This window comes from Variovorax sp. GW458-11-26-14-LB1 (genome assembly GCF_059423965.1).
This window is the reverse complement of record NZ_JBWKYW010000021.1, coordinates 84,623-108,213: the sequence shown is the minus strand read 5'-3', so window position 1 is coordinate 108,213 and position 23,591 is coordinate 84,623. Positions and strand designations below refer to the sequence as shown.

At 70.6% G+C, this 23,591-nt stretch carries 18 protein-coding genes and 1 pseudogene; 7 read left to right on the top strand and 12 right to left on the bottom strand.

Going from position 1 to position 23,591, the window contains the following annotated elements:
• The 11 genes and pseudogenes from AC07YS_RS16100 to AC07YS_RS16050 form a co-directional block, all read right to left on the bottom strand.
• A pseudogene (locus AC07YS_RS16100) lies at nucleotides 1–193 on the bottom strand (energy transducer TonB); the annotation flags it as partial.
• Complete coding sequence (locus AC07YS_RS16095; protein ID WP_139702542.1) at nucleotides 190–627, bottom strand: ExbD/TolR family protein; 438 nt, start codon at nucleotides 625–627, stop codon at nucleotides 190–192. The gene AC07YS_RS16095 and the pseudogene AC07YS_RS16100, both read right to left, overlap by 4 nt.
• A 17-nt stretch (nucleotides 628–644) precedes the next feature.
• Entirely contained in the window at nucleotides 645–1,073 is a 429-nt protein-coding gene (locus AC07YS_RS16090; RefSeq protein ID WP_139702541.1) for an ExbD/TolR family protein, read from the bottom strand.
• A 31-nt stretch (nucleotides 1,074–1,104) separates the two neighbouring features.
• Entirely contained in the window at nucleotides 1,105–1,971 is an 867-nt protein-coding gene (locus AC07YS_RS16085; RefSeq protein ID WP_495266856.1) for a MotA/TolQ/ExbB proton channel family protein, read from the bottom strand.
• A 30-nt stretch (nucleotides 1,972–2,001) separates the two neighbouring features.
• A complete protein-coding gene (locus tag AC07YS_RS16080) occupies nucleotides 2,002–3,165 on the bottom strand; it encodes an alanine racemase (RefSeq protein WP_495270038.1) in 1,164 nt (387 codons plus the stop codon).
• Entirely contained in the window at nucleotides 3,162–5,528 is a 2,367-nt protein-coding gene (locus AC07YS_RS16075) for an alpha/beta fold hydrolase (RefSeq protein WP_495270039.1), read from the bottom strand. The genes AC07YS_RS16080 and AC07YS_RS16075 overlap by 4 nt, the downstream gene beginning before the upstream one ends.
• Nucleotides 5,525–7,198 (bottom strand): serine hydrolase domain-containing protein, encoded by a 1,674-nt coding sequence (locus AC07YS_RS16070; protein WP_495270040.1) that lies wholly within the window; start codon nucleotides 7,196–7,198, stop codon nucleotides 5,525–5,527. Before AC07YS_RS16070 ends, AC07YS_RS16075 begins: the two co-directional genes overlap by 4 nt.
• Before the next feature lie 51 nt (nucleotides 7,199–7,249).
• Complete coding sequence (locus tag AC07YS_RS16065) at nucleotides 7,250–8,641, bottom strand: MFS transporter (RefSeq protein WP_307694953.1); 1,392 nt, start codon at nucleotides 8,639–8,641, stop codon at nucleotides 7,250–7,252.
• A gap of 1 nt (nucleotide 8,642) precedes the next feature.
• Nucleotides 8,643–11,138, bottom strand: a complete 2,496-nt coding sequence (locus tag AC07YS_RS16060; RefSeq protein ID WP_495270041.1) for a TonB-dependent receptor — start codon at nucleotides 11,136–11,138, stop codon at nucleotides 8,643–8,645.
• Nucleotides 11,139–11,209: 71 nt separating this feature from the next.
• Nucleotides 11,210–12,214 (bottom strand): FecR family protein, encoded by a 1,005-nt coding sequence (locus AC07YS_RS16055; RefSeq protein ID WP_095746602.1) that lies wholly within the window; start codon nucleotides 12,212–12,214, stop codon nucleotides 11,210–11,212.
• Nucleotides 12,211–12,783, bottom strand: a complete 573-nt coding sequence (locus AC07YS_RS16050) for an RNA polymerase sigma factor (RefSeq protein ID WP_223301388.1) — start codon at nucleotides 12,781–12,783, stop codon at nucleotides 12,211–12,213. Before AC07YS_RS16050 ends, AC07YS_RS16055 begins: the two co-directional genes overlap by 4 nt.
• A 313-nt stretch (nucleotides 12,784–13,096) precedes the next feature.
• On the opposite strand from AC07YS_RS16050, the gene AC07YS_RS16045 reads away from it, so the two are divergent.
• The 3 genes from AC07YS_RS16045 (at nucleotide 13,097) to AC07YS_RS16035 (ending at nucleotide 18,307) form a co-directional block, all read left to right on the top strand.
• The gene (locus AC07YS_RS16045; protein WP_062477274.1) at nucleotides 13,097–13,444 is read left to right on the top strand and encodes an STN domain-containing protein; all 348 of its coding nucleotides are present in this window, start codon (nucleotides 13,097–13,099) and stop codon (nucleotides 13,442–13,444) included.
• Between the two features lie 194 nt (nucleotides 13,445–13,638).
• The gene (locus AC07YS_RS16040; RefSeq protein WP_095746604.1) at nucleotides 13,639–16,362 is read left to right on the top strand and encodes a sensor domain-containing diguanylate cyclase; all 2,724 of its coding nucleotides are present in this window, start codon (nucleotides 13,639–13,641) and stop codon (nucleotides 16,360–16,362) included.
• 46 nt (nucleotides 16,363–16,408) lie between these two features.
• Nucleotides 16,409–18,307 (top strand): GspE/PulE family protein, encoded by a 1,899-nt coding sequence (locus AC07YS_RS16035; RefSeq protein WP_495261157.1) that lies wholly within the window; start codon nucleotides 16,409–16,411, stop codon nucleotides 18,305–18,307.
• A gap of 27 nt (nucleotides 18,308–18,334) precedes the next feature.
• Here AC07YS_RS16035 and AC07YS_RS16030 read toward each other — a convergent pair whose 3' ends face one another.
• On the bottom strand, nucleotides 18,335–19,024 hold the full coding sequence (locus tag AC07YS_RS16030) for an EAL domain-containing protein (protein WP_495268473.1): 690 nt from the start codon (nucleotides 19,022–19,024) through the stop codon (nucleotides 18,335–18,337).
• A 398-nt stretch (nucleotides 19,025–19,422) separates the two neighbouring features.
• On the opposite strand from AC07YS_RS16030, the gene AC07YS_RS16025 reads away from it, so the two are divergent.
• The 4 genes from AC07YS_RS16025 to AC07YS_RS16010 are packed head-to-tail and all read left to right on the top strand — an operon-like array spanning nucleotide 19,423 to nucleotide 23,591.
• Nucleotides 19,423–19,953 (top strand): Csu type fimbrial protein, encoded by a 531-nt coding sequence (locus AC07YS_RS16025; protein WP_070062075.1) that lies wholly within the window; start codon nucleotides 19,423–19,425, stop codon nucleotides 19,951–19,953.
• An 8-nt stretch (nucleotides 19,954–19,961) separates the two neighbouring features.
• Nucleotides 19,962–20,771 carry a fimbrial biogenesis chaperone gene (locus AC07YS_RS16020; RefSeq protein WP_492684748.1) on the top strand — a complete coding sequence of 270 codons (810 nt, stop codon included), beginning with the start codon at nucleotides 19,962–19,964 and terminating at the stop codon, nucleotides 20,769–20,771.
• A 1-nt stretch (nucleotide 20,772) separates the two neighbouring features.
• Complete coding sequence (locus AC07YS_RS16015) at nucleotides 20,773–23,094, top strand: fimbria/pilus outer membrane usher protein (RefSeq protein ID WP_495268474.1); 2,322 nt, start codon at nucleotides 20,773–20,775, stop codon at nucleotides 23,092–23,094.
• Nucleotides 23,064–23,591 (top strand): Csu type fimbrial protein, encoded by a 528-nt coding sequence (locus tag AC07YS_RS16010; RefSeq protein ID WP_495268475.1) that lies wholly within the window; start codon nucleotides 23,064–23,066, stop codon nucleotides 23,589–23,591. Before AC07YS_RS16015 ends, AC07YS_RS16010 begins: the two co-directional genes overlap by 31 nt.

Sequence of the window (23,591 nt, the reverse complement as noted above, 5' to 3'; positions counted from 1 at the left end):
GGGGTGGAGGTGGCGGCGGCTTGATCTCGCTGATGATGGTCGCGTCCATCGGCTTCTTGATCAGCTCGACCGTCTGGCGCGCCAGCCCCGACACGAGCGCATAGCCCACGCCGACGTGGAACAGCACCATCACGGCGATGCCCACGGGGCCGAAGCGCGATTTCGGGTTGAAGTCCTTGCGGGAGCGCTTCATGGGATGAACTGCTCCGCGCCCACGATGCCCAGCTTGCTCACGCCCGTGCGCTGCGCCGAGGCCATCACGCCGGCCACCACTTCATACTTGGCGCGGCGGTCGGGCCGCAGGTGCACCTCGGGCTGCACCGCCTGCGCGGCGACCTGCTCGAAGCGCCGTTCCATTTCACCGCGGTCGGCCAGCGGTTCGCCGTTCCACTGCACGACGCTGAGCGCGTCGATGTCGATGCGCAGCACCTCGGGCTTGAGTTCGCTGGGCGGCGGGTTGCCCGTGGGCATGTTCAGGTTCACCGAGTGCAGCTGGATCGGGATGGTGATGATCAGCATGATCAGCAGCACCAGCATCACGTCGATGAGCGGCGTGGTGTTGATGTCCATCATCGGCTCGTCGGAAGGCGTGCTGCTGCGCCGCCCCTGCTTCTGTTTTCTTGGCATGGCTTGCTTGTCTCGTCTCAGTTGCGCGCGGGCGGCTCGGTGATGAAGCCCACCTTGGCGATCCCGGCCGCCTGGCAGGCGTAGATGATCCGGCCCACCGGCTCGTAGTCGGAATGCCAGTCGCCGCGGATGTGCACCTCGGGCTGCGGGTTCAGGGCCGCCACCTTGGTGAGCCGCGCCACCAGCGCGGGCGTGCCCTGCACCGGCGTGTCGTACCAGTAGGTGCGGCCGGCGGCGTCCACCGAGATCACGACGGTCTCGGGCTTGCTCTCGCGCACCTCGTTGCGCTCCTTCGGCACCGCGACGGGCACCGAGTAATTGACCACCGGGATGGTGATGAGGAAGATGATCAGCAGCACCAGCATCACGTCGACCAGCGGCGTGGTGTTGATGGCCGCGATGGCCTGTTCCTCGTCTCCCCCGGAGGCCGGGATGTTCATCGCCATGGCGCAGTCCGCTTGCGTGCGTGCGCGCGCGTCAGGCCGCGGCGCTGCCGGCCAGGATCACGGAGTGCAGCTCGCCGCTGAACTCGCGCACGTCGTCCATCACGGTGATGTTGCGACGCAGCAGCCAGTTGTAGCCCAGCACGGCAGGCACGGCCACGGCCAGGCCGATGGCGGTCATGATGAGGGCCTCGCCCACCGGGCCCGCCACCTTGTCGATCGAGGCCTGGCCCGCCACGCCGATGGCGGTGAGCGCGTGGTAGATGCCCCAGACGGTGCCGAACAGGCCGACGAAGGGCGCGGTGGAGCCCACGGTGGCCAGCAGCGACATGCCGTTGCCCAGGCGCCGCTGCACGCGCTCGGTGGCGCGGTGGATGCACAGGTCGACGAAGTCGGCGAAGTCGACCTTGCCGCGCAGGCCGTCGTGCTTCTGCGTGGCCTGCATGCCGGCGTCGGCGATGAAGCGGAACGGGCTGCCTTCAGCCAGCCGCGCGGTGCCGGCCTGCACGGTGCCCGCGTTCCAGAACTCGTTGTCGACCGCGCGCGCCTGGCGGCCCATGCGCATCTGCTCGAGCAGCTTGGTGACGATCACGTACCAGCTGCCCATCGACATGATCGCCAGGATGGCGAGCACGGCCTTGGCGACGGCATCGCTCTGCGACCAGAGCGCGCCCACGCCGTAGGGGTTGTCGACCTTGGCGGTGGCGGTCGGCGCGGCAACCGGGGCGGCAGGCTTCTCGGGCACCGCCACGGGCGCCGGCGTGGCGGCAGCAGCGCTGGCCGCGGCCTGCGGTGCGGCCGGCGTCTGGGCGCCTGCGAGTTGCGGCGCGCTGCCCAGCCCGAGGGCCAGAACAAAGGGCGCGGCCACGGCCGTCAGCCGTGCAAGGAATGTCTTCGTCATCGTTGTCTTCTCCAGAAAAATAGATTGGCTTCAGGCGCCGGCCTGCCAGCCGTGCGCCTTGTCCCAGACCGCCTGCACGCCGCTGCCCGCGCCGTCCACCACGTGGTAGCGGTCGTAGGGCGCGGCCGTCATGCAGGCGTGGTGCGGCAGCACGCGCACACGGGCGCCCAGGGGCAGCGCGCGGAACATGGCCTGTGCGTCGTCATCGCCTTCGCAGGCGATCAGCCCGTGCTCCTGGTGCAGCTCGGCCACGCACAGCCCGGGCAGCGGCACCGTGCCGTCGGCCCGGCACACCAGCCCGAAGCCCAGGCCGGCGCGGAACTCGGCCGCCGACTGGTCCTTCGACAGCGCGAGCGCGCCGGCATCGATCAGCACGCGGCGCGAGCGCGGGTTGTGGCCGATCACGGTGGCCAGCACCGACAGCGCGATCTCGTCCACGCCGCAGATGCCGCGCGCCGCCTGGTCGAGGTCGAAGAAGGTGTAGACGCCGGGGCGCATCTCGGTGACGCCTTCGAGCGACTGCGCGCACACGGCCGTGGGCGTGGAGCCCACGCTCACCACCTCGACCGGAATGCCGACCGCGCGCAGCCGCTCGGCCGCATGCACGGCGCCGGCGCGCTCGGCCTCGGCGATGGCGCGGATCGCCGTGCCGCCCTGCACGTGGTAGCTGTGGCCCGCATGCGTGAGCACGCCGGCCAGCGACAGCGATTCGCTGCGCTGCACCTCGCGCGCGAGCGAGAGCAGGCCGTCGTCGCGGGGACCGACGCCGCCGCGGCCGCCGCCCGTGTCGATCTCCAGCAGCACGCGAAAGCTCGCGCCCAGCGCCCGCGCGCGGGCACCGGCCGCCTGTACGGCCTCGACCGAATCGGCCAGCAGCGTCACGCGCGCGCCGTGCGTGCGCTGGATGTCGTGCAGCGCCTCGATCTTGTTCGCGTCGATGCCCACGGCATAGGTCAGGTCGGTGAAGCCGTGGCGCGCGAAGTAGGCGGCTTCGGCCACGGTCGACACCGTGAGCCCGCCGGCCTGCCCGCGCGTGGCGCGCCGCGCCACTTCGGCCGACTTGGCGGTCTTCAGGTGCGGGCGCAGCGCCACGCCGTGGCGCGCCGCGCGCTGCGCCATCGCTTCGCAGTTGCGTTCGAGCACGCCGACGTCGAGCAGCAGCGCGGGCGTGGTGAGTTCGGCCAGGGGCGTCATCGGCCGGTTCCGGACGCGACCTGCGCCATCACGCCGTCGATTTCCTCGGCCACGCGCTGCACCAGCGGCGGCAGCAGCACCAGCGTCATGTGCGCGGCGCCTTCGATGCACGCCAGGCGGCGTTGCGTCGACAGCGCCGCATGCGCTTCCTGGAACTCGGGCCAGCGCTGCTGCACCGCGGCAATGGCCGGGTCTGCGCCGGCCGGCAGCGGCTGCTGCCTGGCCCACAACACGGCCAGCGGACGCGAGCCGAAGTCGGGCGACGCGGCCGCCTGGCGCGCGACGTGCGGCAGGCCGCGCACCTCGGCCACCATGGTGTCGAGCGCTTCGGGCGTGTAGGTCGCCTTCATCTGGCGCAGCACCTGCGGCATGTCGGCGAACAGGGCCTCGATGGGCGCCTGCTCCGGCGGCGGCGGGCCGCCGGCCTGGAAGTCCGCGCGCTTGACGCGCTCGGCCGCGAACTGCGATTCGGGCGGGTGCTCGTACATCGCGAACTGATCGGGGTGGCTGGCGTCGAGCATCACGACACCGGCCACCTGCTGCGGGTACAGGCCTGCGTAGACCCGGTTCAGCAGGCCGCCGAGCGAATGGCCGACGAGCACGATCGGGCCCGTCACGCCGGCGGCTTCGAGCAGCGCATGCAGGCGGTGCGCGGTGCGTTCGCCGTCGAAGGGCGCGTCGTCGGCCTCGCTCCAGCCCATGCCGGCGCGGTCGTAGCTGATCACCGGGTGCTTGGCCGCCAGCGCCTGCTGCAGGCGCGCGTAGGTCGGCGAGGCGCAACCGCCGCCGGCCTCGATCACGAGCGTGGGCTGCGCGGCGCTGGCCGCCACGGGGCCGCTGCGCTGCAGGTGCATCGCGCGGCCGTCGATGGCGTAGAGCTCGCCGGGCGCGGCCATGTGGTGCGGGCGACCGGGCTGTTCCACGCGCGGCCAGTAGTCCAGGTCGCGCACGCGGTACGGCAGGTTGGCGAAGTCGGTGCTCAGCGAGGCCGGCGTCGACACGTACAGCACCGATTTGGCGAGGGGCCCGAACTCCGCATGGAAGTGCTGCGCCGACTTCACGATGACCAGCTTCTTGCCCGCCAGGTCGATGCCCAGGCCCGTGAAGAGGTCGGCGCCGATGACCTGGTTGCGCTTGCTGATGAGCACGATGTCCACGCCGTCGGCCGCCTGCACCCACACGCACGGGCCCATGGGCGTGCGCACGCCCGACAGGCCGCCCTGCGAGTGCGCCTCCACCACGTTCATCACGGTCACGTGCAGGTCGATCGGGTCGCCCGAGGCCGGGCCGCACTTGCCGCCCAGGCGCAGCTCGAAGCTCGCGCCCACGCCCGCGTCGCGGCACAGCTGCACCGCGCCCAGGTCCCACACGCCGCCGAAGGCCACGTCGCCGATGCCGCGCTCGACCACGGCGCGCAGCATGAAGGTGCTGTCGCTGGTGGCGCCGCCGCCGGGGTTGTCGGCGGTGTCGGCGATGACCACGGGGCCGCCCTGCACGGCCATGGCCTTGGCGAGCGTCTCCTCGATCGAGAGCGAGGGCACGCCGGTCTCGTGGCGCAGGTCCCAGAAGCCGCGGCCCAGTTCTTCGGCGAGCTTCGCGGCCAGCGCGGGGTCGTTGTCGGTCACCACCCACAGCTTGGCGCCCGACTCGGGCACGTCGGCCCAGGGGAAGCCATGGCCCAGCGACACCGAGAGCACGCCCGGCAGCTTTTCGGCCTCCTGCATGCGGCGCACGAAGCCGGCCATCGGTTCGCGCGTGGTGTGCCACTTGCCGACCATGCGGCAGTCGTGCACGGCCGTGACGGGCTTCACGCGGCCCTGCGCGGTGTCGACCACGATGCGGATCAGCTCGGTCAGGCGCTCGAAGGCATCGGTGTGCGGATATTCCTTGTAGCAAATGATGGCGTCGGCCGTGTTCACCATCTTCTGCGTGAAGTGGCAGTGCAGGTCGAGCGACACGCCGATGGGCACGTTCGGCCCGACGATCTCGCGCACGCGCGTGATCACGTCGCCTTCGCAGTCGTCGTAGCCGTCGGCCACCATCGCGCCGTGCAGCACGAGGATCACGCCGTCGACCGGGCCGGCCTTGCGCAGGTCGTCCAGGATCTCGTCGCGCAGGCGCTCGTACACGCTGCGCACGGTGCGACCCAGCGGCTGCGCAAAGGCCAGCAGGCTCTCGACCGTTTCATGGCCTTCGGCGGCCAGCTGCCGGCGCACTTCCACGGCGTACAGGCCGTAGCCGGTGGCGTCGCGCGTGCTGGCGTCGCCGCGGAAGATGCCGTATTCCTCGTAGCTGCCCAGGCCGGTGGGGGCCGAGACGAAGGTGTTGGTCTCGGTGGCGAACAGGGTGGTGAAGAACTTCATGCGCGGGGCTCCTGGCGGGCAAGGTGGATGTTTCGCGAGCGCGTGGTGGCGAACAGCAGTCCCACGACCCGGCCACCCTTGCGCTCCACGTTGAGGACCGATTTGCCCAGCTGGGCCAGCACCGGGTCGACCGAGGCGAGCGTGACCACGTCGGCCGACAGCGGCGTCAGCACGCACGCGTGCTGGCCGTGGCGGCCCTGCACCGTGAGCTGCAACCGGCCGTCCACCAGCACCATCCGCGCGGTGGCGTCGAGGTCGGGGCTGATGTAGTCGCCGCACAGTTCGTCGGCGAGCAAGGCGGCATCGGGCGCGGTCTCGGGCAGGCGCTCGAAGCGGCGCGGCTGGCCGCCTTCGTGCAGCACGAAGGCATCGGGTGCGCGTTGCGGGTCGATGTCGGCGGTGTCGATCACGAGGTCGTTCGTCGGCAGGTCCTGCAGGCCCAGCCACAGCTTGCCGTCGCCCTGGTTCAGGGGCCTGGCCTCGCCGGCCTGCCACGACAGCGCCAGCTTGCCGGCCACGTCCGCAAAGCCCAGCAGGCCGCCCGTGGAGGGTGCGTGGTAGCGCTGGCCGGGCAGCGCGGGGAAGGCGCTGGCCAGCGGGCGCGCCTCGGGCGGCGCGAGCGCGTCGCCCAGCAGCAGCTCGATCACCTTGAGGGCCAACGCCGACGGCGACACGGGCGCGCCGTTCACCATGGCGATGATGTCCAGCCCGTGGCGGGGCACGCTGATCATCTGCGACTGCGCGCCGAGCACGGCGCCCGCGTGGTGCACGATCTCGACGCCGCGGTACGGGTGGCGCGCGAGGCCAAAGCCGTAGTTCACCTGCGAGCCCGACGACAGCGTGGTGGGCGCCGACAGCAGCGCCCAGCTCTTCGCGCTGCCCACGATCTTCTCGCTGCCGTGCATGTGGGCGAGCCAGCGCAGCATGTCGTCCGCCGTCGACACCAGCGAGCCGCCGCCGTCGAGTTCGCACGGGTACAGGCCGCGGCGCCAGCCGCCGCCGGGCGCGGGCATGTACAGGCCGGCCATGCCGGGGACCACGTCCAGGTCGGTCACCACCGACGAGGTGTCGGCCATGCCGAGCGGGTCGAAGAGGCGCGCCTTCAGGAAGTCGTTGAAGCTGCGGCCGCTCACGCGCTCGACGATCTTGGCCAGCAGGAAGTAGCCGCCGTTGCTGTAGACCATGTGCGTGCCGGGCTCGAAGTTCAACTCGCTCTGGCGCGCCATGGCCGGCAGGCCCGGGCCGGGCAGCGTGAACGTGAGGCCGTGCGCGATGGCCCACAGCTCGTCATGGCCGCGCCAGCCGCTGGTGTGCGTGAGCAGGTGGCGCAGCGTGGGGCCGTTGGCGCTCAGTTGCGGCAGCTCGGGCAGGTACTTCTGCACCGGATCTTCCACGTCGAGCAGGCCGTCTTCGGCCAGCAGCAGCACGGCCATGGCGGTGAAGTGCTTGCTGGTGGAGGCGATGCGCATGCGCGTGGTCGGCGTGAGCGCCACGCCCATCTCCAGGCTGGCCATGCCGACGGCGCGGCGGTACAGCAGGCGGCCATGCTGTGCGACGGCCAGCACCAGGCCAGGCGCGTCGCTGCGGTTCAGGGGCGCCACCAGCGCGTCGATGGCGGCCAGCGCGGAGGCGGTGTCAGGAAGAGAGGCTGAAGGGTGTGGTTGTGACATGGAGGAACAACGAACGATGAAAGGGGGGAGCGGAATCTCGACGCGGAAGGCTCAGTTCGGCTTCGCTTCGCGCATCAGGCGAACGAACGGGCCTTCGGCGGCACGCAGCACCATGGCGCCCAGGCTACCGCCGACCAGCGTGGTCACGACGATGGACACCGCCAGCCCGTTGGGCATCGACTTGAGGGCGTCCGACAACATGCCGACCACGAGCGGCCCCACCACGCCGAAGGGCAGGCTGGCCAGCGTGAGCATGGCGATCGTGCGGGCGCGCAGGTGCGGCGGCGCCGCGTCCTGCAGCACGTTGGGCAGCAGCACCGCGCTGCCGATGAGCGGCACTACCAGGAGGCCCAGCAGCGCGAAGTTGTGGTTGGCCGAGCTCGTGAACAGCAGCAGCGTCGACATCAGCGCCGCCGAGAGATTGCCCAGCATGATCAGGCGCAGCGCCGCGGCCGGCCCCATGCGTGGCTGCACGTAGCGCATCGACAGCACGCCCAGCAGGCCGCCGGCCACGGTGCCGCACAGGAAGGCCAGGCCCATGCCCTGCCCCATCTGCACCGGCGTGACGCCGTAGGTGCGTGCCGTGAGGATCGGCAGCCAGGTGCCCAGCGAGCTCAGGCCCACGCTGGTCAGGCCCACGCCGACCACCAGGCCCGCGAAGGTGCGCCAGTGCTGGCGCAGGTGCTGGCGCAGGGTCGTGGCGCCCGGTGCGTCGGTGGCCGGTGCCCCCGGCGTTGCCTTGGCTTCCTGTGCGCCGCCGCGCGGCGTGCGCCGGATCGACAGCACCAGCAGCGTCACCGGAATGCCGGCGCTGGCCAGCACGAAGAAGGTCAGGCGCCAGGCTTCGAGCTGCTGCATCGCCACCGGCAGCCAGGGCCGCAGGTCGTCGGTGAGGTGCACGATGGTGCCGCCCAGCAGCGCGCCCAGCGCACTGCCGAAAATGGCCGACAGCGCGAACACCGCATTCGCCAGCACCCGCTGCGCCCGCGGGAACAGGTCGGGGATCATGCTGTTGGTGATGGGCGTGAGGCCCGCCTCGCCCACGCCCAGGCCGACGGAGGCGACGAACAGCACGCCGTAGTCCATGGCCGTGCCGCGCATGGCGGTGGCGGCGCTCCACAGCACCACGCAGGCCGCGAGCACCACGCGCCGGTCGTAGCGGTCGCTGAGCCAGCCCAGCGGCAAGGTGGCGATGCCGGTGAACAGCACGATGCCCGCGCCCTGCAGCAGCCCGAGCTGCGTGTCGGAGAGCGACAGCGTCTGGCGGATCGGCTCCGTCAGCAGCGTGAGGATGACCTTGTCGATCGAGCCCAGCACCGTCGCGATGATGAGCACCGCCAGCGCATACCAGGCGCTGGTGGGCGCCTTGCGGGTCGTTTCCAGGGCCGCAGGGGCGGCCGCATCCAGCGGCATCGGTGCCGCGAACGGTGGGAGGCCCGACATGTCAGAACGGAACGTTGACGTTCACGCCGATGGTGCGCGCGGGCACGAGCGCCGCGGTCACCAGGTTCGGGTTCGCGTTGAGTCCGGTTTCGATCGACACGATGCCGCGCTTGTTCGTCAGGTTGCGCACGTAGGCCGAGACGCTGAAGCGCTTGAAGTCGATGCCCGCCTGCAGGTCGACCAGCGTGTAGGCCGGCATGTTGATGCTCGGAATGACCGTGCTGCCGCGGTAGCCCGCATCGCGCTTGCCGGTGTAGCGCGCGCTGATGCCGACGTAGGCCGGGTGGTCGGCGAGGCTGAAGTTGCGCGTCACGCCCAGCGTGGCGGCAAAGCGCGGCGTGTGCGGCAGGCGCGCGCCGGCCTTGGCGCCCAGGCCCTTGGCATCCTCGGTCAGGCGCGCATCGACGGCCGCGGCGTTGGCGGTGAAGCGCCATTCCTTGCTGGGCTTCCAGTTGAGCGTGACTTCGCTGCCCTTGATGCGGGCCGCGCCCGCGTTGGTGACGAACACGAAGGCGCCGCTGCGCGTGGGCTGCTGCACGCCGGTCCACTCGATGTCGTACAGCGCCGCCTCCAGCGACAGCGTGCGGTCCAGCAGGTCGGCCTTGTAGCCCAGCTCGTAGCTCCACAGCGAGTCGGAGTTGTACATCGGCTGCACCACGTTGCGGTCGGTGTCGGCCTTGAGCACGTTGGGACCGCCGGGGCGGTAGCCGCTGGCCGCGCGGAAGTACATGGTGCTCGTGTCCGACAGCGTGTACTTGGCGGCGGCGAGGTAGGTGGTGGGGCTTTCCGACGAGGTGCCGGCGGCACTGGCGGCGACCGACCCGACGAGCTGGCCGGTCTGGCGGCTGGCGTACTTCTGGTTGTTGCGCGCCAGGCGCACGCCGCCGGTGAGCGAGAACTTGGGCGTCACGTTCCAGGTGACGTCGCCGTAGGCCGCCTCCTCGCGGTAGCGCGAGGACTGCGTCGAGGTCAGCAGGCCGAGGCTGCGACCCCCGATCAGGTTGGCGTCCATGACGCCGTTGTTGCTGCCGCGTTCGCGGTTCAGGTACAGGCCCGCCAGCCACTCGATGGTGGTGCCCGAGCGCGAGGTCAGGCGGAACTCCTGGCTGATGCGGTGCTGCTCCACGGCGCTGTTCACCGGCACCGAGGCCACCGGCACGCGCAGCGCGCTCAGCAGCGGCCCGTAGCGGCCGGTGACGTCGACGGTGTTGTTGATCTTCACGTCCTGCGCGGAGGTGATCGAGTTCAGGCGGGCCCAGCCGAAGTCGTATTCCACGTCCAGCCCGAACAGCTGCGTGAGGTTGCTGTACGACTCGTTGGCCGACAGCTGGCGCGTGCGCTCCCGCGTCCAGGGGCGCAGCGTGCGCTGGTCCATGTCCTCGAAGCCCAGGCCCTTGCGATGCACGTCCTGCACCGTGCCCGTGAGGCGCACCGTGAGTTCGCGCGTGGGCGTGAGCAGCAGCGAGACCCGGCCGCCGTCGGTGTGGCCGCGGTCGATGTTGCGCCCGCGCGCCAGGCCCGTGGCGTCGTAGCTGCCGCCGAACTGGTCGGTGAAGGCGGCGAAGCGAACGGCCGCCACGTCTTCCTTGAGCGGCACGTTGAGCACCGCGCCGGTCGTGAAGCCCGGGCCGCCGCCCTGCGTCCACGAGGTGCCCAGCTTCACCGAGCCCGCGAACTCCATGGTGTCGGGCTGGTTGGTCACGTACTTGAGCACGCCGCTCATGGCGCCCGCGCCGTACAGCGTGCCCTGCGGGCCGCGCAGCACCTCGATGTGGCTGAGGTCGAGCATGCCCATGTCCAGCGGCGTGTTGCCACCGCTCGCGCCGGCCGAGCTCATGCCGGTGGCCACGTCGTCCACGTACACGCCCACGGTCGCGATGCCCTGCACCGGGCCGGTGGTCAGCCCGCGCATGGTGAGCGTGCCGCCCACGCTGCCGCTGCTGGTGAGGTTCACGCCCGGCTGCTCGGCCACGTAGTCGGCCAGGTTCTTGGCGCCCGCGCGCTCCAGCGCCTGCGCCTTCATCACGTTGACCTGCATCGGGATCTCGCGCACCGGCTCGCGGCGGCGCGTGGCGGTGATGGTGACGCTGTCGAGCGACTGCGGCGCCTCGTCGGCCTGCGGCTTCGCAGCGGCGGCCGTGTAGATCACGATGGCGCCGTCATCGCCGCGGCGCGTCTGCAGCGGCGTGCCTTCGAGCAGCCGCGCCAGCGCGTCCTGCGGCGACAGCGCGCCCTTCACGCCGCGCGTGGCCACGCCCTTCACGTCGTCGACCTTGTAGAGCAACTGCACGCCGCCCTGCGCGATGTAGGCGTCCAGTGCGGTCTTGAGATCGCCGCCGCTCACGTCGAAGCCCTGCGGCGGGGTCTGCGTCTGTGCGTGCGCGGCCATGCCGCTGGCCAGCGCCCACGCGCCGCCGATGACCCAGGGGCGCAGCGCGCCGTACGTTCGCTTCTTCTTCTGGGGCGGCAGGCCGGTGCGGGGCGCGGTGCGATTCATTGTGTGTGTCTCCAGCGTGGTTATTTGTTTGGGTACCCACTGAGACGAATGCCCCGTCACATTCCGGTAATTTACGGATTCGAAATTCTGATTTCGTTGCCGCTCTCATGCGCGGCAAGACCGAAGCCCTGCTTGAGAAGCCCCACGAAGCCGCTCATGTTGTTCGCATCGAAGCTGCCGCCGATGCGCACCTGCGCGATGACCGGGTCGGCGATCACGAGCTTGCGCAGGTTGTAGCGGTTGAACTGCGCGGCCGCGTCGCCCAGCGTGGTCTGGTCGAACACGAGCTTGCCTTCGCGCCAGCTGAGTTCGTCGTCGACCTGCTTGGGCGCCTTGGACATCACGAGCACGTTGTCGGCATGCGTGACCGCGGCCTGGTTGCGCGTGAGCACGGTGGGCTCGGCGCTTCGGGCATCGGGCTTGGCCGCGGCGATCTGCACGCGCCCTTCCTCCACCGTCACGTTCACCTGCTCGCCCTGGCGCCGCACGAGAAAGCGCGTGCCCAGCACGGTGATGCGGCGGTCGCCGGCGATGACCACGAAGGGATGGTTCTTGTCGTGCGCGATGTCGAAGTAGGCCTCGCCCGCGTCCAGCCACACCTTGCGCCCGCTGTCGTTCACGGCCGTGCGCACCTGCGTGGCGGTGTTCAGCGTGAGCTTCGAGCCGTCGGACAGCGCCACCGACTGGCGCGCGCCCACGGCCGTGGCGTAGTGCTGGCCGCGTTCTTCCTGCGTGTACTGCCAGCCGAGCCAGGCGGTGCCGGCGGCGGCCACGAGCACGCCGGCGGCGATGCGCTGCAGCGAGAAGCGCGACAGGCGTTGAGCGGGCCGTGCGGCCTGCGGTGCGGGTGCCGGCGCCGGCGTGGGCAGGGGAATGGGAACCGCCGGCGTGCGCAGCGCGCCCAGCCGGTCGCCGCGCTCCCACGCGCTGGACAGCCGCAGCCAGGCCACGCGGTGGGCGATGGAAGCGGCGATCCAGGCGTCCAGCTGCTGCTGGTCGGTGTCGGTCCAGTCGCCGCTGTCGCGGCGGGCCAGCCAGTCGGCCGCCAACGATTCGATGCGCTGCGCTTCGCTCATGGTGAGAGCCTCCGCTCGTTCTGCGCTCGCCCGAAGGCCTTGGTGTCCAGCTGCACGCCGCCCGACAGCAGGGCGTCGGCCAGGGCGCGCACGCCGCGCGAGACCTGGCGCTCCACCGTGTCCTCCGTGATGCCCAGCTGCGTGGCGACCTCGCGCTGCGAGAGCCCGTCGATCTTGCGCATCTCGACCACGCGGCGGCACTTGGAGGGCAGCGCGTCGAGCGCCGTCTGCAGCAGCCGCAGCTCGCCGCGGCCGGCGGCGTGGCGTTCGGGCGTGAGCTCGTCGGCGGAGAAATCGAGCGCGTCGAGGTCGGCAATGATCTCGATGGAAACGATCTGCGCGCGCCGGGCGCGGTCGATCAGCAGGTTGCGCGCGGTGGCAAAAACGAAAGGCTTGACCTGGTCGGGCATGGATCTGGAGGCGGACTCGTAAATGCGCACGTAGACGTCCTGCCGCAGGTCGGGCACTTCGGCGTCGTCGCGCCAGTTGCGGCGAAGGAAGCGCGTGAGCGCGGCTTCCATCGGCAGCACCTCGCTGACGAACCAGGCATCCAAGTCACTGAGAACCACGAAGCGCTCCTGGAAATTGAAGGGCCGACACACAAAGCGGCAGGTCGCCGGGATTGGCGACAGACAGTGAGACGAACGGCCCGAAGATTTCCGGTAACGCGCGAAGGCCCGCCGGCGAAATTTCCTTGAATTCCCATGCCCGGCGGCGGACCCGGAAATTCTAGAAGGCCGGGCCCGAGGGCTTTTCCCCCTTGCCCCGTTACCGGAAAGTGCGCTCGAACTCGTCTCACCGGGGGCAGAAGAAAAACCAATTCGCGGAAAACAGACCGACATGATTCGAATCCGGAGGCAGCCCCCCACCTTCCTTGCCCTCTTGCTCACCCGCCCCCGCCTTGCCCTCGTGGCCGCCGCCGGCCTGCTGGCGACGGGGCTGGCCTGCGCCCACGCGCGGGAGTTCGACGTGAAGGGCGGCGAGCTGCGGCCCGCGCTCGACGCCTACATCGCGCAGTCGGGCGTGCAGCTCATCTACAAGATGGAAGACGTCAAGGACCTCTCGACCCGGGGCATCAGGGGAAAGATCGCCGCCGACGCGGCGCTGGAGCGCCTGCTCGACGGCACGCGCCTGCGCGTGCGGCGCGGGCAGGACGGCGCGATGGTGCTCATCGCGCCGGCGCGCTCGCCCGCGGCCGCCCGATCGGAGCCGCCGCCGCGCGTCGAGTAATACGATTGGTTTCCCTCGCGCACCTGCGCAACACTCCGGCCCCCGGGAACCCCGCGAGATGCACCGCAATGGCGCGCATTTCTCGCACTTTCTGACACACTAGCTGCGCAACGCGCGAAGGGTGTGTGCCGTGCCCCCATGGCCGGCCCGGCCGGTGGTCCCCGCCGCTTCGCTGCACCGCCCGCACGACGCCCATGAAACTCTTCGCGACCGCGAAACGCCGCATCAGCCTGAACACGCGCCTCAGCGTCGGCGTTGCGGCCGTCGTGCTGGCCACCACCTTCATCATCGCCACGGTGGCGCTGCACCTGGTCAAGAGCCGCATGCAGGCCTCGATCGCCAACGAGGAGTTCGCGCGGCTGTCGGCCATCGCGAGTGCGGTGGAGCAGAAGTTCGCCAGCCGGCGCATCCTGCTGAAGACGATCGCCGAGAGCGTGGGCTCGCACGGCATCACGAACGCCGCGCCGCTGCAGGCCTTTCTGGAAAAGCACCAGTCCCTGCGGGCGGCGTTCGACAACGTCGCCTTCCTGGACACGGACGGCGAGCTGGTCGCCAACCTGAACGGCGCGCGACAGATCGGCAAGGTGAACGTGAAGGACCGCGCGTACTTCAAGGACACGGTCGCCGCGCGCACGGGCGTGATCTCCGAGCCTTACCGCAACCGGCTCAACGGCCTGGCGCAGGTCGCCATCACCGAGCCCGTGCTCGATGCGGCCGGCCGGGTGCTGTTCGTGATCTCGGGCTCCATCAACCTGAAGGACCGCAACATCCTGGGCGAGCTGGCCGACGTGCGCTTCGGCCAGACGGGCTACGTGTTCATCACCACCGCCGACGGCATCGTGATCGACCACCCGCTGGCCGACCGCGTGCTCAAGCAGGCCAACATGGCCATGGCCGACGACGCACCCGACCTCGACCGCGCGATCGGCGGCTTCGAAGGCACCATCGAAGGCGTGAACCATGCGGGCGTGCCCGGCCTGTACGCCTTCAAGCGCATCCGCCAGGCCGACTGGATCATGGGCTCGATGTACCCGCGCCACGAGGCCTTTGCCCGCATCGAAGCCATCGAGCGCACCGCGTGGATCGGCGCCATCGTGCTGGCGCTGCTGGCCGGCGCGCTCGCGCTGGCCGTGGTGCGCCAGCAGCTGCGCCCGCTCACCGGGCTGCACCGCCACATGCTCGACGCCCACGCGGCGCCCGCGCAGGCGGCCGTGGCGCGCACCTACCCGGACGACGAGATCGGCGACCTCTCGCGCACCTTCGACCGGCTCATGCAGCAGCACCAGGCCAGCGAGAAGTTCCTGCGCGACATCACCGACAACCTGCCGGCCATGATCTCGCACGCCGACGCGCAGGGCCGCTACACCTTCGTGAATGCGCGGCTGTGCGAGGAGCTGGGCTACAGCGCCGAGGAGCTGGTGGGCCAGCCCGTGCAGAGCATGAGCGGCCTGCACGACGACCCGACGCTCGAGCACAACCTGCGGCGCGTGCTGGCCGGCGAGGCCGTGTCCTTCGAGCGGCGCGGCGCCGCGCACCGCGACGAGGAAGAGCACTTCTTCCAGACCGACTTCATCCCCGAGCTCGACGCGCAGGGGCGGGTCTGCGGCTACTACGCGATGACCTTCGACATCACGCAGCGCAAGCACATCGAGCTCGAGCTGGCGCACAGCGAGGCGCAGATCCGCACCATCGCCGACAACATTCCCGCACTGGTCTCGCACGTCGACGCCGCGCTGTACTACACCTTCGTCAATGCCAAGGTGCGCACGCTGCACCACGGCCAGCCGCTGGTGGGCCAGTGGATGCCGGCCGTGCGGGGCGCGGCCGATTTCGCGGTGGTGCGACCCCACATGGAGCGCGCGCTGGCGGGCGAGACGGTGATCGTCGAGAAGGCCGGCGACGCGGCGCTGGGCATCGGCGACCGCACCTTCAAGGCCCACTACATCCCCGACCAGGACGCCGAGGGCATGGTGCACGGCGTGTTCGCGATGACCTTCGACATCACCGACGAAGTGAACATCCGCCGCGCCCTCACGCAGCAGGAAAAGCGCCTGCGCGACGTGACCGACAACATCCCCGCGCTGGTGGCCTACTTCGACCGCGACGAGAACTGCCTGTACGGCAACAGCCGCGCGCGGCGCATGGCGGGCCTGGACGAGCGCGCGCCGCTGGACGGCGTGACGCTGCGCTCGGCCGTGGGCGAGGCGGTGTACGTGCAGCACACGCCCCACCTGCCCACGGTGCTCGCCGGCAGGGCGACGCAGTACCCGGTGCAGGTGCCGATCGATGACCGGGAGGCGCACTTCCAGGTGAACCTGATTCCCGACAAGGACCTGGCGGGCCACACGGCGGGCTTCTACCTCATGACCTTCAACGTCACGGCGCTGAAGGAGGCCGAGCGCAAGCTCATCGAGCTGGCGCGCATGGACGTGCTGACCGGCCTGCCGAACCGCCTGGCCTTCAACGAGCAGCTGCCCGCGGCGATGTCGCGCGTGCGCCGCGCCGAAGGCGGCATGGCGCTGATGTTCCTGGACATCGACCACTTCAAGGCCATCAACGACACGCTCGGCCATTCCACCGGCGACGGCGTGCTGGCCGAGTACGCGCGCCGCCTGCGCGCCAGCGTGCGCGAGACCGACACCGTGGTGCGCCTGGCCGGCGACGAGTTCGTGATCGTGCTGGAGAACGTGCACTCGCAGGACGCGGTGGCGGGCGTGGCGCACAAGATCGTCTCGCAGATCGCGGCGCCGGCGTTCCCCGTGGAAGGCCGGCGGCTGGACGTCACGACCAGCATCGGCATCGTGTTCGTCGAGACGGTCGATGCCACCGTCGGTGCCGGCGAACTGCTCGCACGGGCGGACACGGCGCTCTACGCCGCCAAGTCGCAGGGCCGCAACCGTTTCGCGTTCTACCGTTAGCGTCGGCACACCCGCCGCGCCCCCACAACCACCAGGAGATCGATCCATGGCAGCCACCGAAGTCGTCATGCCCGAACAGCTCGTGCAGGAGCTCGACCTGCAAAGCCGCATGCCGATCGCGCGCATCGGCCAGGCGCTGATGTCGCTGGGCATGGTCACGCAGGCGCAACTCGACGCGGCACTCCAGCAGCAGCAGCGCGAGCCCACGGTGCCGCTGGGCGAGACGCTGGTGCGCATGGGCGTCGTGAGCCGCGGCCAGCTGCAGACCGCGCTGGTGCGCAAGATGGGCTACCCGCTGGTGAACCTGCATGTGTTTCCGGCCGCGGCCGACGCGCTGCGCAAGGTGGGCCACGAAGCCGCGCGGCGCCTGCAGGTCATGCCGCTCATGCTGCACGGCGGGCGCCTGGTGCTGGCGCTCGACGATCCGGTCAACCGGCACGCGGTGATCGACGAGGTGGAGTTCATCGCGCAGATGAAGGTGCTTCCCGTGCTGGGCCAGTGCCTGGACCTGGACGGCGTGCTGCACAAGGCCTACGAGAAGGTCGGCCAGGTGGCGGCCGAGCGCCCGGTGATCGACATGAACGACCCGATGCGTCCGCTCGAGTTCGACATGACGGGCACCAGCACGCTGCTGAAGACGCTCGAGAAGGAAGAATCGGCCGCCGCGCCCGCGGCCGGCGAGCCGCCCGTCGAGCAGTCGGACAACTCGCTGGTGCGCATGATCAACAGCATGATCCTCGAAGCGCACCGCGAGGGCGCCTCCGACATCCACATCGAGAGCGATCCGGGACAGGAAAAGACGCGCATCCGCTTTCGCCGCGACGGCCGGCTCTACACCTACCTGGAGCTGCCGCCCAGCTACCGCAACGCGGTGGTGGCGCGCGTGAAGATCATGTGCGACCTGGACATCAGCGAAAAGCGCAAGCCGCAGGACGGCAAGATCAACTTCTCGAAGTACTCGCCGCAGCACCGCATCGAGCTGCGCGTGGCCACCATCCCGACCAACAACGGCCTGGAAGACGTGGTGATGCGCATCCTGGCCTCGGCCAAGCCCATCGCGCTCGATGCGCTGGGCCTGTCCGAGCGCAACCTGGCGCAGTTTTCGCAGGCGGTCGACCGGCCCTACGGCATGGTGCTGTGCGTGGGCCCGACGGGCTCGGGCAAGACCACCACGCTGCACTCGGCGCTCATGCGCATCAACACGCCCGAGCGCAAGATCTGGACCGCCGAAGACCCGATCGAGATCACGCAGCCGGGCCTGCGCCAGGTGCAGGTCAACCCGCGCATCGACTGGACCTTTGCCAAGGCGCTGCGCGCCTTCGTGCGCGCCGACCCCGACGTGATCATGGTCGGCGAGATCCGCGACGCCGAGACCGCCAGGACCGCCATCGAGGCCTCGCTCACCGGCCACCTCGTGCTGTCGACGTTGCACACCAACAGCGCGCCCGAAACCGTGACGCGCCTGCTCGACATGGGCATGGACCCGTTCAACTTCGCCGACTCGCTGCTGGCCGTGCTGGCGCAGCGGCTGGTGCGCTGCCTGTGCCCGCAGTGCGTGCAGAGCCGCCCGGCGACGAGCGAGGCGGTCGAGGAGCTGCTGGCCGACTACATGCACGCCTTCGGCGCGCAGGACACGCCGGCCGCGCGTGACGCCGTGCGCGCCGAGTGGGTGCAGCGCCACGGGCGCGACGGCCAGCTGCAGACCTACACCAGCACCGGCTGCAAGCACTGCAACGACACCGGCTTCCGGGGCCGCGTGGGCATCCACGAACTCATGGTGATGTCGAGGGAACTGCGCCGGCTGGTGCAGGGCGGTGCGCGCGCCGAGGAGCTGCAGGACGCCGCGATGCGCGAAGGCATGCGCACGCTGCGTCAGGACGGCATCGAGAAGGTGCTGGCGGGCCGGACCACGCTCGAGGAAGTGCGCGCGACCAGCAACGTCTGACGCCCAACGTCCGAGGTCAGGGAAGGCTCAGGCGGCGGCGTCCCACGCCACCGCCGGCAGCGTGGCGATGGCCGGCCGCGCGAACAGATAGCCCTGGAACAGCTCCACGCCGATCTCGCGCAAGGCGCGCACCTCTTCGGGCGCCTCCACGCCTTCGGCGATCACGCGGATGCGCAGCTCGTCGCAGGTGGCGACGAAGCCCCGCACGATGGTGAGCCGCACCGGGTCGGCATGGATGCCGCGGATCAGGCTCAGGTCGATCTTCACCACGTCGGGCTGGAACGCGGCCAGCAGCTCGAAGCCCGCGTAGGCCGCGCCGAAGTCGTCGATGGCCGAGGTGAAGCCGTGGCGCTTGAAGGCGCGGAAGGTGTCGGCCAGGCCGTGCAGGTCGCGCACGCGCTCGCCCTCGGTGATCTCGAACATCAGCTGGCGCACGGGGAATTTGCAGCGCTCGGCGGCGGCCATGGCGGTGCGGAAGCACTCGGCCTGCCCCGCGACGTCGTTGGGCATGACGTTGAGGCTCAGGCGCGACTTCATGCCCAGGCGCGAGGCGATCTCGATGGCCTTGACGCGGCAGGCTTCGTGGAAGGCGAAGCGGTCGACCGGATCGACGCGCCCGAGCACCTCGGCGGCGCCTTCGCCCGACAGGCCGCGCACCAGCGCCTCGTGCGCATAGATCTCGTGCCGGCCCAGGTCCACGATGGGCTGGAACGCCATGGTGAACCCCGAGGCGAGGCCAGCAGGCGCGGCATCAGCATGTATTTCGGCGATCACGTTGGATGGACCTCGCGGGCAAGGTTGCAATGGCGTTGGATGGCGACTCCCAAGAGCGTAAATGTAAACGGTTCTATACACCGCACGCACCACCCCCCTCCGACAAGAGGTCGCGCTGCATGAAGACATCCGACCTAGGCCCGGCCCGGGCTGTAGACCGAAATCACTCATGGGCCCTCCCGGCCTCGGAAAAATCTGTAGCAAGCTGTCGACGACAGGGCTGCGTCCTATGTCCCATCGGGGAGAGATTGGTTAGAAAGGGGGCGCCCACTACTGGAAACGGTGGGTGGGTTTTCACTGTCGTTCCTGGGTTTCCAGTCACCGATGAAAGGTCCCGTCCGATGCGCCACCAGCCTCGCTCCCTCCTTCGCACACTGGCCCGTACCGTGCTGCCCGTCGGTGCCTTGTTGACATTGCTGCCCGCGCAGGCGGTCACGACGACCACGACCTTCCAGGTCACGGCCACGGTGCTCAAGGCCTGCCTCATGACCACGCCGGCCACGCTGGCGTTCGGGCCGTACGACCCGGCGTCAGCCACCGCGCTGGCCGGCACCACCAGCCTCAACGTCACCTGCACCTTCGGCACGCCCTACTCGCTCGGCCTGAGCGCGGGCGGCGGCTCGGGCGCAACGATCACGAACCGCCTGATGACCAGCCCCACGGCGGCCGCCGGCAACAACACGCTGGGCTACGGCCTCTTCAAGGACAGCGCGCACCAGACCAACTGGGACAACAGCGTCGCCGGCACCGGCTACGTCGGCAACGGGACGCCCCAGACGCAGACGATCTACGGCCTGATTCCCACGGGGCAGTACACCGCGGCGCCGGCCATCGACTACACGGACACGATCACGGTCTCGCTGACCTATTGAGGGCGCCGTTGACCGCCTTCACCGCAGGCCGCCACGGCATGCGTCGCGCCCTGCTGCCAGTCGCATGGGGGGCCGGCCTGCTGCTGGCCGCCCTTGCTCCCGCTCCCGCCGCGGCCACCAGCCTCAGCGTGGCGCCGCTGCGCATCGTGCTGACGCCGCAGCGCCCGGTCGCCTCACTCACCATGGGCAACGCCGAGGACACCGAGGTCGCCGTGCAGGCCGAGGTGGTGGCGTGGTCGCAGCAGGACGGGCGCGATGCCTACGAACCCACGCGCGACGTGCTGGTCAACCCGGCCATCTTCCGCCTGCCGCCGGGCGGGCGGCAGATCGTGCGCCTCGGGTTGCAGGTGCCGGCCGACGCCGGCGAGCGCAGCTACCGCATCTTCCTGCGCCAGCTGCCGCGCGACCAGGCCCTGCCGGCGGACGGCACCGAGGGCGCGAAGGTGCAGACGCTGCTGCGCATCGGCGTGCCGATCTTCGTGCCGCCGCTGCAGCTGCGCCGTGCGCTGCAATGGTCGCTGCAGCCTTCGGGGCGCGCCACCGGCACGGCAGGCACCGCCTGGCGGCTGGTGTTCGACAACCAGGGCAGCGAGCACATCCAGGTCACGCAGCTCGTGGTGCGCCGCGAGGACGGCACCGAGCTGCTGCGCAAGAGCCTGTCGCAGTACGCGCTGGCCGGGCAGTCGGCCGGCATCGACATCGAACTGCCCGCCCTGCCGCCCGACACCCGGCTGCAGGTCGAGGCCGCCACCGATGCCCCCGAGGCGTCGTCCAGCGCCACCGTGCGCGTGCCCCGTGCGCCCGCCACGCCACGCTAGCTTGTGGGTCTGCTGCGGCTGGCTGGGCCTGCGCGTGGCCTGCGCACAGACGTCGCCCACTGACGTGGCGGGCGAGGTGCAGCCCGCGATCCTCGATGTGCGCATCAACGGCCTGAGCCAGCCCGCGCCACGGCCGCTGCTGCGGCGCGGCGCCCAGCTGCTGGCGTCGGCGCCCGACTTCGCGGCTTGGCGCCTGGTGCGGCCCGCCACCGCGGCGTTGCAGCGCGACGGCACCGACTACTACGACCTGCGCGCGCTGCCGGGCGCCCAGCTGCAGCTCGACGAAGGCGCGCAGAGCGTGGACCTGAGCGTGCCCGCCGAAGCGTTCACGCTGGGCACCGTGCATGCGCACGCCGGCGATCGACCGCCGCTGTCGGCCTCGGCCTTCGGGGCCTTTCTCAACTACGACCTGGCCTTGCAGCACGACCGCGAGGGCACGCGCGCCTCGGGCTACTTCGATGCGGCGGCCTCGGGCGACTGGGGCCTGGTGGGCACGAGCCTCGTCGCCGGCCAGTCCGCGTTCGGCGGGCGCGGCACGACGCGTCTGGACAGCTACTTCCGCCGCGACGACCCCGCGCGGCTCACACGCCTCACGGTGGGCGACACGATCACGCAGGCCGCGGCCTGGTCGACGCCCTTTCGCTTCGGCGGCGTGCAGTTCGGCACCCGCTTCGGCTTGCAGCCCGGCTTCATCAGCTACCCGATGCCGACCCTGCGCGGCGGCGCGGCCGTGCCGTCGGCGGTGGAGGTGTATGTGAACGACACGCTGCGCTATCAACGGCGTGTGGACGCCGGCCCCTTCGCGCTCAGCGACGTGCCCGTGCTCACCGGCGCGGGCGAGATGCGCTTCGCCGTCACCGATGCGCTCGGCGTGCAGCGCACCGTGACCACGCCCTACTACGTGAGCTCGAACCTGCTGCGCGCGGGCCTGTCCGACTATTCGCTCGAAGCCGGCTGGACGCGCCTGCGCTACGGCGAGCGCAGCTTCGACTACGGCCCGCCCTTCGTCGCCGGCACCTGGCGCCACGGCGTGAACGACGGCGTGACCGTCGAGGCGCGCGGCGAGGCCAGTGCGCGCAGCCAGACCGCGGGCGCCGGCGTGACCTGGGTCTGGGGCACGCTCGGCGAGCTCTCGCTGCACGGCGCCGCCAGCCGCAGCAAGGACGGCGACAGCGGCCGCCTCTGGCGCGCCGCCTACACGCGCACCAGCGACGAATGGAACTTCTCGGTGAGCCGCCAGGTGGCCAACCGCGGCTTCACGCAGATCGCCTGGCACGACAGCCCCGTGCACACCGACGCACAGACGCAACTCTTCGCAGGCCGCTCGCTGGGCCGCTACGGCACGCTGGGCGCGAGCCACACGCGGCTGCGCTACAACACCGGCGAGCACATCGGCGTGACCACCGCCAGCTGGTCGATCGGCCTGGGCGGCAACGCCTGGCTCGGCACCTCGGTGGCCCACACGCGCCAGGACGGCAAGCGTTCCATCACCTCGGTGAACGTCAGCCTCAGCTTCACGCTCGGCGAGCGCCAGCACGCCACGCTCTCGGTGCAGCATCAGAAGCCGGGCGGCCACTCGGCCGTGGCCGAGTGGGTGCAGCAGCCGCCCAACGACACCGGCTGGGGCTACCGGCTGCGCGCCGCCGACGGCGAGAACGCGCGCAGCGAAGCCGCGGTCGATTGGCGCGGTCGCTACGGCATGCTGACGGCCGAAGCCGCGCGCGCCCAGGGCCAGACCGCGGTGCGCCTGCGCGCCAGCGGCGCCGTGGGCTTCGCGGGCGGCGTGGGCTTTGCCACGCGCCAGTCGGACGACGCCTTCGCGCTCGTGACCGTGCCCGGCGCCGCCGGCGTGAAGGTCTACCGCGAGAACCAGCCCTGGACCACCACCGACAGCGAAGGCCGCGCCGTCGTCTCGGGCCTGCGTGCGTACGAGCCCAACCACATCAGCATCGACAACGGCGACCTGCCGATCGAGGCGCAGGTGCGCAGCGACGTGCTGCGCGTGGTGCCGCGCTACAAGGGCGTGGCGCAGGCCAGCTTCGACATCGCGCGCGACGCGATCGCGAACGTCACCGTGCTGCTGCCCGACGGCAGCCCGCTGCCGCCGGGCATCGACGTGATGCGGCCGGCGCGCGGCACCTCGCTGCTGTCGGGCTTTCATGGCCTCGTGTCGGTCGACGACCCGCAGCCGAACGAACGCTTCGAGGCGCGATGGAAGAGCGGGCATTGCCGCTTCACGCTGGGCGAACCCGACCGCGCCGCCGGCGCACTGCCTTCGATGGGACCTTATCGATGCGAACCCGTGTCGTCGTCCCCGCGCTGACGGTCGTGCTGGCGCTGGCGGGGCTGCTGGCCCCGGGCGCGTCGCGGGCCGCGTGCACGGGCCTGGGGGTGTTCACCTGCACTGTCACAGTCACTGCGGCAACGCCATTGGCCTTCGGCAACTACGATCCCGCCGTTGCAACGCCCAAGGACAACACCACGACCATCACCGTCGTCGGCAAGGTCACTTCCCTGGTCGCCCTGCTGGTGAACCTGTCCTACACGATCGGCCTCGACGCGGGCTCGGCCGGCGCCATCACCAGCCGGCAGATGGTGGGCCCGGTCAGCAGCACGCCGCTGGGCTACAACCTCTACACCTCCAACACGCACGGTACTGTCTGGAACGCCAGCAACGTCTCGGACAGCTACAACATCACGGCCTCCGTGCTGGGCACGACGGTGTCGAAGGACTACACCGTCTACGGCCGCATTCCACCCGGCCAGTACGTGGCACCGGGTCCCTACGGCAGCACCATCACGGTGACCGTGACCTACTGA